The sequence below is a fragment of the Thermofilum adornatum genome, from assembly GCF_000446015.1.
GTDB classification, from domain to species: domain Archaea; phylum Thermoproteota; class Thermoprotei; order Thermofilales; family Thermofilaceae; genus Thermofilum; species Thermofilum adornatum.
Window position 1 is genome coordinate 594,809 of record NC_022093.1, and the last position, 11,995, is coordinate 606,803.

Consider the following 11,995-nt stretch of genomic DNA (forward strand, 5'->3'; position numbering starts at 1 on the left):
GCCAAAGACAGCTATTTGTCCTGAAGCGGAACCAGGATAATTTTTCCTTCGTGAAATAATATCCCAACCTTGTCCTCGATCCTAAATATCCCTTCACTCTTTTTGACATCTACCTCGTATACCTTGTAGTCCTTATCCATTACGTATACTTTTTCATTTTCAACCGCAACAATAATGCCCCTCTGAATCTCTGAGGCTCTTGCAACTGTAGACGTCTGCGAAATGAAACTCTTTAAAAGCACTACACTCTCCACAACATAACTGTCAAGGTCTAACAGGAAGACTCTCTTTGAGTCGATATCCTTTACCAGGTAGTAACGATCCCTATACTTTATAACGTCGCCCTTGGTAAAGCCGGGAAGCAACAGTCTAAAGGTGACCTGGAACTTTTCTTGCCCACTAGAATCAACGCCTACCTTTTTCCCAGTCTCCAACGTATCAAAGTACATCTTATGCGATAAGTTATTTACAAACTCTTTAGCTGCACTTATAGTAGAAAAATAAAGGTCAAACCCGCCAGACTCTTCCTTAACTTGCCACGGAGACAAATCAGCCCCTTTACCTTTCATCGACGCTGTTTGCTCGAGAAGACCCAATAGTATGTTTTTTTCTCTCTGTGTTAATTCCCTGTTGCTTGCTCTAACTTGGACTATCGCCCTCTTGGCTTTTGAGACTCTTCCCAGACATGCATCACAAATAGTGTATTCCATTTTTACAGGAATTTCGTATTCCTCTTGGTAGAATTGCTGTATCTCTGGGTGCACTTTGCCAGTGACTGTGAGCTGCATAGAGCCTTGTCTCGGGTAAATCTTTATGTCAATGTCTCTTATTTCACCCCTAAGCTTCACGATGTGTTTCAGATCCTTCCTTATTTGGTCTAGTAGTTCTTCCTCTGTATCACTCCATGAACCTTTATAACCTAGCCTGCCACACTTCTTGCAAATCTTTAGAGTCAACTCAGCCTTTTTTTGCTCCACCATCGGGTGATGCTTGACGTAGCAGTCTGGGCAAAGACCGTCAATAAGCCTCTCAGTCCTCCTGCCACATATAGGACACACAAAGACACGCTCTGACATTTCCCCCTCATCCCTCACAGTATCTCCGACTTAAAGACCTGCACATAGGGAATACCGGCAACAAACATTGCTGCTTGTCTCGCTAGTGGAAATATTTCCTCAACAATTTTTAAACTTACCTCACCTATAACGGTTACCGAGTCTGCCTCCGAGATGTATTTTTTCAGCAACGGGCTGTCAGCATCAATAAGACTGCCCCCGAAAAATTCCTCAGTAACTTTGAACTTCACCTTGCCGTGACGGAACTCTTTCCCCAGAAGCTCAACGTCGCAAATAGCAAGCATCCTGTATCCTCCACTCGAATGAAGCTTATAGTAGACCTTTACGCGTTCCTTCCCCAGTGGCTCCACTTTTTATTCCTGTAGTCTTTCTACGCAAACAAAACACTTAAACCTCACGCTTCATACAAAAGATGAATGATGAAGGTTGGTATTTAGGAGCCTAAAGCAATGAACTGTGACATCAAGACTGACAGCTTTTGTCTATTCTCTAAGGATAGTGTTCAGCTCGCCGCGGACAACAACCCCCTTGCCTCTAACGATGTCAAAGACAAATAACTGGGGCGGCACCGGTCTCCACCTCATTTTTCGAACATACAGTGTCCTGTAAAATGCGTTCTTAATCCTCTCAATACCAAGCACAAAGACTCCCGTAGCAAGGAACTCTTCTACACCATACCTACTAAGAGCGGTGCTACCAGTAGGTATCTCAGACACTATAAGCGTCGTAGCACCGATACGTTTCTCCAGGTTGATGATAAGGCTCTTGATGTATTCACGGGTCCATGCTACGTCGCCCTCATTGACAATTAGGGGTGCGACGGGGTCTATAACTAGTCGCTGCGCGCCTATCAACCTAGCCTCTCTAAGTATGCCGTCAACGATAGACATAACGACTGTATCGACCGGCTTGTTCCTCATCTTCTCCACAAAGTCAGGCATCAATGTAAGTATTCTCAGCTTCCTAGCCTTGATGAATTGCTCAAAGTCCCATCCAAAATCGTAGACACCGTTCATGAAGTCGTCATAGTCCTCGTCTACGAGGACATAAATGCCTGGCTCGTTAGACCGGAGACCCTCCATTAGAAAAGTCAAACTGAAAAGCGTCTTGCCGGTTCCTGTCTCGCCTGTAACCAAGTATGATCTTCCACGCAGAATACCCTTTATCCGTTCGTCTAAGCCCTCGATGCCTAGCTTGGCAAGCTGGTATCCCCACTTCCTTGTTTCGTATTCCCGCGTCTTCACCTGTGGGATTTCTTGGCCTACCTCTTCGGGGACCGGAATCTCCTCTGGAACTGGCGAAGGCAACTTGGCCCTAGGATTTTTCTTGACGCTACTCATAGCTACCCCAGCTCTATGGAACGTACACTCTAAAAAGTCTAGCGCGTAGGAATCCTTTTTAGCCACATTCTTTGAGGCGCCCACACGATAACAACTAAAATCTATAAGCTAATACAGGTTCATAGTACTATGGATAGAATACCTGGAGAGGAAAATGTTGTACATAAAGTCCCCAGAAAAAACACTCTAAGGATTGGCGTTTTGTACCCATCCTTTCCCCAAGTTGCATTAGACGCGCTTTCGTTCCAAATGCTTTACTACTGGCTAAACTCTCACGATGAAATCTACGCCGAACAAGTAATGCTTGATTTTGATGGAAATCCTATCCCCCAAACACTAGAAACTGGGACATCTCTAAAAAAGCTGGACTATATAGTTGTTACCGTACACTACGAGCTAGACCTTGTCAATATCCTGCGCATTCTCTTAGATGCGGGAGTCGAGCCTTACAGTTCAAAGCGGGAAAAACCAATGATAATAGCGGGAGGCCCCCCCATAATAGCTAACCCACTCCCTATTTCCCCCTTCATAGACGTTTTGGTAGTCGGAGAAATAGAATCAACGCTTCCAACGCTTATCAGCCAGCTATACACCTATGGAACAGAAAAGGAGAGACTTCTAGAATCTCTAGAGCCTTCAAAGGGCTTCTTTGTACCCTCTTTTTATACAGGAGAGAAAGTAGTTCTTAACTATGCACACAGCTTGCCCAGAGAATTCCACCCCTCAATACAGCTTCAACTCTCAGATACACGTGCAAAGTGGAAAAACAGGACAGCCGTCGAAGCTTCGAGGGGGTGTTTCAGGCTATGCGCTTTTTGCCTTGAGGGACACATTTTCTATGGCGTGCGGGAACGCCCGCTAGACCAAATAAGAGACATCGTCACGGAGGGGCACGCATATAACCACTCGAGGCACGTTAAACTTGTAAGCCTCTCATTCTTTGACCACAAAGGGGCAGACTCTATTCTCGAATGGCTGATTTCTCATGGCTACAGCTTCTCCATTCCATCTATTCGAGCAGAGACACTCAACGAGAAGAGGCTAGAATACATCAAACAGGGGGGACAAAAAACATTAACCATAGCCCCCGAGACAGGGTCGCTCAAGCTCTCAGCACTAATAAGGAAAAGGCTAAGCATTGAACACGCAACAGACATCTCGCTTACAGCCAAAAAGCTCGGTTTCACGGGCCTCAAAGTCTACTTAATGATAGGCCTCCCTGGCGAAACCGAGGACGACATAGACCAGACAGCACAATACATCCAGAAACTTGCGGAAACCACGGGATTCAAGGGCGAAAGACAACTAAAAATAACTATTAGCCCCTTTGTCCCCAAGCCCCACACATTCCTGCAATATGCACCATTTATTGGCATACAAGAGGCAAGAAGAAGAATAAATCTACTTAGGAAAAAACTTGGAGGACTTGCAGATATAAGGACTTATGACCCGAGACTAGCTCAAATACAGACAATCATTTCTCGCGGAGACCTAGACCTTTCAAGAACACTTATCGAGTGGGCTCTCAATGGTGGAGGGCTCGGCGGATGGAGAAAAGCTGTGAGGCTGACAAGGCTCGATGTAAACCGATACTTGGAGCCAGTTTACAAGGATCCCCCATGGAGTTTTATTGAGTTCCCAAATTTGCCACGCAGTCTGAAATTCTTTTCCAGTACTCGCGGATAACGTATACACGGGTAGGTGCATAGCCTTCAGATACTATGCTTCTAAGTAAAGTTTTACGGCTCGAAATGAGGGGGATCAGGTTCCCATTGTCAATAATGTATAGTTGACTGGGGTCTTTGAGTGGAGAAACTTTTCCCTCGTAAACAAGTATGTATTGCTCTGGGACGCCACACTTGCTGGATAAATATTCTTCTAAGTCATGTTTCACTAGATGCTCAAATATTTCACTGGACTGCTCATCGTTTCCAGGTAGATACTCCAATATAAGCTTTGGAGGAATTCTCTCAATAAACTGCCTAGACAAATATCCTACTTTCTCATTGTTGCTCCTCATAGAATCTTTAAGCATCGAAAGCAAAGAAACATCGTCAAATAGGCACCAGGATAATTTATCTCTCAGTATTTCCTTCGGTGGGTCAACTAGACCTTCTTCTAGCATTACCTTGTAGATTCTCTGTAGGAGAGCCTCAAATCCACTTACAGTCTTATGATAATAAACTGTTTTAAATAACTGGAACCTTGAAATCAGCAGACTTTCCAGTGCCGTCTCGGAACCCCTAGCAAATGCCACTATCCACTTTGCCCCACTCTTAACAAGCCTGACCGAGCGGATAACACGCCCCACGTCTATTTTCCCATAAGCTACACCTGTATGTAACGCGTCACGCAACATGTAGTCGATCCTGTCCGAGTCAACCTCTGAACAAACAAGGGGGCTTAACTTGTCCTTTCCCCTCAAAATTTCTACAACTCTATCGGCGAAATCCCCAAGTTTCTCTTTCAAAAAATTCTCGATAAGAAAAACTGTGACCTCCTCGTGGTTAACTGACAAAGTATGAGAAAACGGCATATGTCCAATGTCATGTAGCAACGCAGCCAGCCTCAGTGCCTGAAGATCAGCCTCGTCTACTACACCTGTGTTGAGCGCCATAAGGGACGCCACATGCATGGTGCCGATTGAATGAGAAAACCTCGTGTGTGTTGCTCCGGGAAAAACTAGATCGGCGGGACCAAGTTGTTTTATTCTTCTCAGTCTCTGAAAAATACAGTCACTAATAGCGAGTAGCTCTATCGGTGTAACGTCTATAAAGCCGTGAACCTCGTCGTATATCTCCTTCTCGAATGTTAGAGGTGGAACCCGTCGTGTCATTGCCTAGCAATCTATTTATCGGAGTGCTGAATAATATTTTTGGTGACACCATAATGAGTTACGAGTTTGACGACTGGTTCAAGAGAATAAGGAAAATGATGGAAGAATTTGACAAAATGTTCGAAGAAATGCTACGCGAGCCGATGTACTTCAGCGGAGAGGGAAAAAGCGGAAAAGTCATTGGACCCTACTACTACGGCTTCAGCGTAGAGATAGGGCCTGACGGCGTCCCAAAGGTAAGAGAATGGGGAAACATTAGACCCGGACACGTGAGGCCAGTAATCAGAGACACTATTGAGCCATTCACAGATGTGTTCGACGAGGGAGACCACTATAGGATAATTGTAGATGTGCCCGGAGTTGAAAAGGACAAAATAAACATCGAGGCCACCGAGCGGTCCCTCACCATAACTGCGAGCAATGACCGGAAATACTACAAGGAAGTATCGTTTGCTGAACCTGTGAACCCCGACACGGCAAAGGCACAGTACAGGAACGGAGTCCTAACAATCACGATCGAAAAGAAAGAGAAAACCAAGAAAGAAAAAGGAGTAAAGATAAAGGTCGAGTAGCTACAGAGCTATTTTCAGCTCTTCCCCGATTTTTGGAACATATGTTTCTTTTCCAAGCTTCCTACTGAGTTCTGCAAGTTTCAACGCTGACTCTTCTTCGCCGTGTACAAGCACCACTTTGGCGTCTTTCTTCGCCAAGCTCAGAGTTTTAACTAACTCGTCGTGCCCACAGTGAGCACTAAAGTCAAACCACTCTATTCTAGCCTTCACGGGGCCCCGCTTGGTTGGAGACGCATATATCCCAGTCTCGATAACTTGGCGGGCAGGTGTCTCGGGTATTACGTAACTTACGAATATGACCGCATTCCGACTGTTTTCCATTATCTTCTCCATGTAGAATTCACTGGGACCCCCCTGCAACATTCCAGCTGGCGAGATGACGATGCCAGGCCCGGAGAGAATCTTTTTGCGGTGATCCCAGTCCCTAACTTTGATGGATTTCTCGACGGCTTTCTGGAATAGCTTCGGCTCCCTTAAGAGGTCGAGGTTTTCCATTATTAAGTCGTTTGCTGCACGTGCCATGCCGTCTACATATATGGGCACATCTATGTCGTATTTTGCTAGGACACAGAGTATCTCCTGTGCACGCCCAATAGCGAAAACCGGTACAAATGCGATGCCGCCGTTACCTACAACCTCAAGCACCGTATTGATGAATGCCTTTTCAGCCTCTTCCCTCGGAGGATGGTTATACTCTGCATACGTAGACTCCATGATTATTAGGTCTGCTTTGGATATGTCGTTCGGATTGGCGCCTCTAAGGAGACACGTGTCATGTAACGAGTAATCACCTGTATAGAGAATATTCAGCGACGGGGACTCTATCTGTATCATTGAGCTTCCAGGAATATGTCCAGCATCAATCATCTTGATACTTATATCATTTACCTCGAAGTATTCTCCATAGTTTAGAGAAACGAGATTATCAAGCATTTTTTCGACCTCAACTATCTCGTATGGAATGTAGTATTTAGACAACTTCATAAAGTCCCGTATGAGGAGGTCGGACAATGTTGCCGTGAGAGGCGTAGAGATGAATGGAATGCTTCTTGATACATATAGGAGCGGCACGGCGCCACTGTGATCCAGATGTGCATGTGAAACTGCTACAGCGTCTAGCCTTTTTGGCGGGACTGGTAGCGGGAACTGGGGTTCTTCTCCCTCTATGCTTACCCCGTAATCAAGCAACAACTGTTTTTCTTCTATTCCTAGAAGTATAGCTGACCTACCAACTTCTCTGGCCCCACCGAGGAACTTCAAATTTACATCAGCCATTTTTTAGCCCTAGACTTTCAGCCACTAATCTTTATTTTTATGTTTAACTTTATGCCAAGAAACACGCGGAGCAAAACATTTTTTGCTACATTTTCAATGATACCAAATATGGCTTCGTTTGATAGCATTGCCTATAGCCTGTTCGGATGGGCTGGCGAAACAATAGTAAAAATGTTCCCCAACCTGAAAACAGACATAGCTACCGCTGACATGAAAATATATCCACAAGCATATGCGGCTAAAGTTGTACTCTTCTCGCTACTAGCACTAGTCATAGGGTTCGTCTTCGACGTCCCAATAGCCCTCATTCTTTCGAGGGCTGGCGTGAATCTAGGAGGCCTCGTTGCAACGAGCATTTCTATTCCCCTGCTTCTGGCTGGAAGCGTTTTCGGACTCGGACTTATCTATCCCAAAATAAAGCTGTCCAATAGAACCAGCAGGTTTGACCTAGAGGTTCCATACCTGTCTGTCTACATCACCGTCATGGCTACGGGTGGAATCTCTCCATACACGAGCTTTGAGAGGCTCGCAAAGGCGCCTCAAGTCCTCTTTGCAGAAATAAAGAAAGAGGCAATGAACTTCTTCCTCAAAGTCAAGGGCATGGGTCTAGACCCTTTGACAGCGATAGAGGAAAGCGCGAAAAATGTCCCACACAACGGCTACAAACAGCTGATGCTAGGCTATGCCGCGACACTCAGGTCTGGTGGAGACGTTGTCCACTATCTTCAGCGCCAAACCGAGGTCATGCTTAGAGAGCGTGTCTCGCAGATGAAAGCAGTTGGCGAAAGGATTGGCGCATTAATGGAGTCCTACATGGCTATTGTACTGCTAACCTCGATGACAATGTATGTTCTCTACGTTGTAAACATGGCACTTGCACAGGCTGGGATGGGACTAGCCGGCGGAGAAATGCAGTTCATAATGTTTTCTTATATATTGATGCCTATGCTCTCGGGAGTTTTCCTTTATCTAGCCGACCTCATGCAACCCAAATATCCCATCTACGACACGACCCCCTATCTAGTCTACTTTGCGGTCGGCCTTCCTATCACCGGCTTCCTATTCGTAGCCATGGTTCTACCCTTCGCAGTATCACCACCTCTCTCCACAATGCTTGGAAACATTTTCTCACCATTCGTGGCTATCGTCCTGGGAATCTCGAAGGCCCTTGGACTCAGCAAGGGATACGAGAGCGGAGTAGGCATGACTTTGGCACTTTCCCTGGGACTCCTGCCAGCAATGATTGTAGAGTCGCGATCCTCAATAAAGTTCGGCGGAATACAGTACGGAATGACAAGGTTTCTCAGAGACCTAGTAGAAGTAAGGAAGACCGGTATGGCTCCAGAAAGATGCATCATAAACTTGAAGGACAGAGACTATGGTAAATTTACACCATATCTCCAGGAAATGGCTAAACAGGTGGGCTGGGGAGTGTCATTACACAAAATATTTGAGAGGTTCTCAAGGGGCATGAAGAACTGGTTTGCACTTATTTCCATGTTCTTGCTTGTCGAAAGCATAGAGGTGGGCGGAGGTACACCGCAGACCCTTGAGGCACTTGCAAGCTATGCCGAGACTCTTGAACAGGTAGAAAAAGAGAAGAGAGCTACCCTGCGTCCCCTAATGCTTATGCCGTACGTAGGTGCACTCATAATCACAGTGGTTGTCCTCATACTCGTAGAGTTCATGGGCTCAATGCTCAAGTTTGCCGGTACAGCTATCTCGACACCACAGCTCATTGGAATGTTCCTCCCGCCAGTAATCATAAACAGCTACCTCATGGGCCTAGTCGCCGGAAAGATCAGCGCTGAACGTGTAGGCGCAGGATTTAAGCATGCATTCCTGCTTCTCTTGGCAAACCTGGTCGCGATGATGATTGCGCCACAGATAACAGCAGGAATGATGCCGAAGCTGTAAATGGGGTGTTTTTGTGGCTATACTCGTCACTGGAACACCTGGTGTCGGGAAGACTACCGTCTCGCTGGAGCTTGCAAGGAAGACAGGCAAAAACTACGTGGATATAGCTGAGATCGTAAAGAGGGAAAAATTTTACAAGGGCTACGATGATGCAACTGACTCACTAATAGTTGACACGGCGAAGCTAAAGAAATACCTCCGAAATCTGTTGACATGCAACGAGGTAATCGACACACATGTCGTCGAGGCTGTGCCACAGGAAAAAGTAACACATGTCTTTGTCCTGAGGCTGGACCCAGTCCAGCTGATGAAGCGACTAGAGCAACGTGGATATAGGGCTTCCAAGATAAGGCTAAACGTTGAGGCCGAGATATTGGACAGTATACTTATAGATTCTGTCAAGCTTTTTGGGACAGAAAAAGTTTTCGAGATCAATACTACGGGTAAAGATGTTTCTGAAATTGTTCAAATAATATATAGTATTCTCCAAGGTAATGGTGAAGAATTTAAACCTGGAAACGTGAATTGGTTGCAAAAATATTATTTTCTTCTTGAACAACAATAGGGGTCAATTTTAAATAGTAATCACCCCCACAGATTATGCATAGAGATGGCGGGGAAAAATAGAGGGGTGGGAAGAGGCGGCGTAGGTCGCCACCTCATCGTAGAGATGTTCGAGTGCGATGGCAAGCTACTTGACAGTATCGAAGTAGTCAAAACTGCTCTTCTCGACGCAGCAGTAGCCTCAAACAGCACCGTCGTTGGATTCGACTTCTACAGGTTTAAGCCACACGGTGTAAGCGGCTACGTGCTCGTAGCAGAATCCCATATCTCTATCCATACGTGGCCAGAATATGGATACGCCGCGGTCGACGTTTTTACTTGCGGCGAGCACACAGACCCATGGAAGGGACTAGAGATACTCAAAGAAAGGCTAAAAGCGAAAAAAATGACTATACTTTCAATTGACAGAGGGGTCGGCATAGAGCAATATGCAGGCTACTGGACACCGCAACCAGAGCAAAAAGTGCTGGCGAAGACTCCTTGAGCCCCTCAACGCACCAATAAGTATGCCGCATTGAAGAGCGAGTGTAAAATATGAACAACTTTTTCTGATTCTTCTTCTGAAATACGCCCAGGCACACAAATCTCGATCACTGGCTGACTTCCTGTCAAACACTCCGCTTCGCTTGGCTCATTCCCTAATCCCACACCGGATACTCCTAGTTGTTGAAGAAGTAGCTCCGCCAGGGTTCTGTGCTCCTGTGCGGCATCTCCTAGAAGCTTTATTCCCCAATTCTCACAGCATCGGAGAACAACTGTAACCACTGGGTTGAGCGTGGATATTTCCTGGAAGAGTTCCTGTAAAAATGGGAAACAAAGCGGGTCTTTAATGCCGTCCTCGCTGTAAAGAAAAACATCCACATTTTCGCCAGAGACTGTCATGACTACCTGGTTATAAAGTGGAAAACTTGTGGAAAGGTTTCTAAGCAGATCCTCTAGATCCCCTTTAGACAGCTCAACATTCGAAAACACAACTAGGAGATTACCATAGAGGTAGACCTCTTTCTGGCCGGCTGAATATATCTTTTGGCTTCTTTCCCGCAACTTCTCAATGCCCTCGGCAAGTGAAGAAAAATCCTCACCTAGAACCTTGGCTATCACGTGTTCAGCCCCTAGCACATTGCTGGGAACCCCAGATGGAACAAGCAGTATATGCGTGTCCCCGTCAAACCTGACAAGGGCATCACTAATTATAGTGGTCGTTGACAAACATTGCCAGTCAACTCCGCCAACAAGAAAGATCACTGGCTTGTCTCTGTCTCCATACTCGAAAACCAAGGCTTTTTCTCCAAGCCAGTCCCAGTACTCCCTGAAAGTTTGGGCCTTCCTCGCTAGGACATCATACAAATGGCTGAGATTGCTCATAATCCACCACTGCAATTCTTCTAGCGTGGTCTTTATATTTTAGCGTATATCCAGGGCAAGAAAAAATCGCGCAATAAAACAAAAAATTTAAACCCCTCAAGATAATTTTCTTTTAGCCTTAAGCCCGGTGGTGTAGCGGCCAAGCATGGCGGGCTCTGGCCCCGCAGATCCGGGGTTCGAATCCCCGCCGGGCTACCAGCCTCTTTCTATATTCTATCCGAAAAACGATACATCTACGAGTTCTGTTTAGATAGTGGGAGAAAAGCCAGAAGATGGTGGTGCGGGGGCCGGGATTCGAACCCGGGCAGGCCAACGCCAGCGGAGCCTCAGTCCGCCCCCTTTGTCCTAGCTCGGGCACCCCCGCCAGTAAAAAACTAAACAACCCAGAAACCTATAAGATTTTCGCATGCCCACAGTTTTGGGCAAAAGGTAATATTATAGCTGTGTTGTTAGATAATGGGTAAGATATGTCTGAGAAAAATGTGTCTGGCAGGCTTCCAGTCCCGTTTGACCAGTCCAAGATAGGCCTCCTTATAGGCAAGGACGGGACAAACAAGGCGAGGCTAGAGGAAGCATTCAATGTCAAAATTGAGGTTAAGCCAGAAGAGGGCATAGTCTACGTGGAGCCACGTGAAGGCGCAACACTATACAACGTCTACGTGGCAGAAAAGGCCTTAAAGGCTCTTTCCATAGGCTTCAGTATTGACGACGTGTTGCTCTTGAAGGACGACGTCTATGACCTAGAAATCATAGACCTAGGAGAAGTGGCAAAAAACCGAGAAGACTTGTTGCGCATAAAAGCCCGGGTGATAGGTACCGGGGGACGCTTCAAGAAGGCCCTAGAGGACATGACTGGCGCAAAGATCGCTGTAGGCGAGAAGCAGATCGGAATAATTGGTGACTTTGAGCAAAACAAGCTCATCAAGGATGCTTTGACCAGGCTAATTGCTGGCCAGAGCCATCAAGCAGTGATGAAGTTTTTGGAGCGATACAGCTTTGAACTTAAGAGGAGGAGGATGGAGCTTTGGGAACGTATACAAGGGATGTGAC

General features: G+C 46.1%; 12 protein-coding genes and 2 tRNA genes. 7 read left to right on the top strand and 7 right to left on the bottom strand.

Features of this window, described 5'->3' with window-relative positions:
- Positions 1-11: 11 nt before the first annotated feature.
- From N186_RS03350 to N186_RS03360, 3 genes are all read right to left on the bottom strand, one after another.
- The gene (locus N186_RS03350; protein ID WP_148682018.1) at positions 12-1,076 is read right to left on the bottom strand and encodes a 60S ribosomal export protein NMD3; all 1,065 of its coding nucleotides are present in this window, start codon (positions 1,074-1,076) and stop codon (positions 12-14) included.
- Positions 1,077-1,090: 14 nt separating this feature from the next.
- Positions 1,091-1,426, bottom strand: coding sequence for a DUF424 domain-containing protein (locus N186_RS03355; protein ID WP_020962362.1), 336 nt, complete (start codon positions 1,424-1,426; stop codon positions 1,091-1,093).
- A 132-nt stretch (positions 1,427-1,558) separates the two neighbouring features.
- Positions 1,559-2,416 (bottom strand): ATPase domain-containing protein, encoded by an 858-nt coding sequence (locus tag N186_RS03360; RefSeq protein WP_148682019.1) that lies wholly within the window; start codon positions 2,414-2,416, stop codon positions 1,559-1,561.
- A gap of 129 nt (positions 2,417-2,545) precedes the next feature.
- Here N186_RS03360 and N186_RS03365 point away from each other — a divergent pair, with 129 nt between their 5' ends.
- A complete protein-coding gene (locus tag N186_RS03365; RefSeq protein WP_020962364.1) occupies positions 2,546-4,102 on the top strand; it encodes a B12-binding domain-containing radical SAM protein in 1,557 nt (518 codons plus the stop codon).
- On the opposite strand, the gene N186_RS03370 is transcribed toward N186_RS03365, so the two are convergent.
- Positions 4,044-5,252: an HD domain-containing protein gene (locus N186_RS03370; RefSeq protein ID WP_020962365.1), complete on the bottom strand. Its 1,209-nt coding sequence runs from the start codon at positions 5,250-5,252 to the stop codon at positions 4,044-4,046. The two genes, N186_RS03365 and N186_RS03370, sit on opposite strands and share 59 nt — an antisense overlap.
- 53 nt (positions 5,253-5,305) lie before the next feature.
- Here N186_RS03370 and hsp20 point away from each other — a divergent pair, with 53 nt between their 5' ends.
- A complete protein-coding gene (gene hsp20, locus N186_RS03375; RefSeq protein ID WP_020962366.1) occupies positions 5,306-5,824 on the top strand; it encodes an archaeal heat shock protein Hsp20 in 519 nt (172 codons plus the stop codon).
- On the opposite strand, the gene N186_RS03380 is transcribed toward hsp20, so the two are convergent.
- A complete protein-coding gene (locus tag N186_RS03380) occupies positions 5,825-7,099 on the bottom strand; it encodes an MBL fold metallo-hydrolase (protein WP_020962367.1) in 1,275 nt (424 codons plus the stop codon).
- A gap of 108 nt (positions 7,100-7,207) precedes the next feature.
- Between N186_RS03380 and N186_RS03385 the strand changes: the two genes are divergently transcribed.
- The 3 genes from N186_RS03385 to speD are packed head-to-tail and all read left to right on the top strand — an operon-like array spanning position 7,208 to position 10,064.
- Entirely contained in the window at positions 7,208-9,016 is a 1,809-nt protein-coding gene (locus N186_RS03385; RefSeq protein ID WP_020962369.1) for a type II secretion system F family protein, read from the top strand.
- A 13-nt stretch (positions 9,017-9,029) separates the two neighbouring features.
- A complete protein-coding gene (locus tag N186_RS03390) occupies positions 9,030-9,581 on the top strand; it encodes an adenylate kinase family protein (protein ID WP_020962370.1) in 552 nt (183 codons plus the stop codon).
- Between the two features lie 45 nt (positions 9,582-9,626).
- Positions 9,627-10,064 (top strand): adenosylmethionine decarboxylase, encoded by a 438-nt coding sequence (gene speD / locus N186_RS03395; protein WP_020962371.1) that lies wholly within the window; start codon positions 9,627-9,629, stop codon positions 10,062-10,064.
- Positions 10,065-10,069: 5 nt separating this feature from the next.
- Here speD and N186_RS03400 read toward each other — a convergent pair whose 3' ends face one another.
- The gene (locus N186_RS03400; protein WP_020962372.1) at positions 10,070-10,945 is read right to left on the bottom strand and encodes a hypothetical protein; all 876 of its coding nucleotides are present in this window, start codon (positions 10,943-10,945) and stop codon (positions 10,070-10,072) included.
- Between the two features lie 121 nt (positions 10,946-11,066).
- Here N186_RS03400 and N186_RS03405 point away from each other — a divergent pair.
- Positions 11,067-11,143, top strand: a tRNA-Gln gene (locus N186_RS03405).
- A gap of 78 nt (positions 11,144-11,221) precedes the next feature.
- On the opposite strand, the gene N186_RS03410 is transcribed toward N186_RS03405, so the two are convergent.
- A tRNA-Leu gene (locus tag N186_RS03410) sits at positions 11,222-11,309 on the bottom strand.
- A gap of 103 nt (positions 11,310-11,412) precedes the next feature.
- Between N186_RS03410 and N186_RS03415 the strand changes: the two genes are divergently transcribed.
- The gene (locus N186_RS03415; protein WP_020962373.1) at positions 11,413-11,994 is read left to right on the top strand and encodes a KH domain-containing protein; all 582 of its coding nucleotides are present in this window, start codon (positions 11,413-11,415) and stop codon (positions 11,992-11,994) included.
- Position 11,995: the final 1 nt, after the last annotated feature.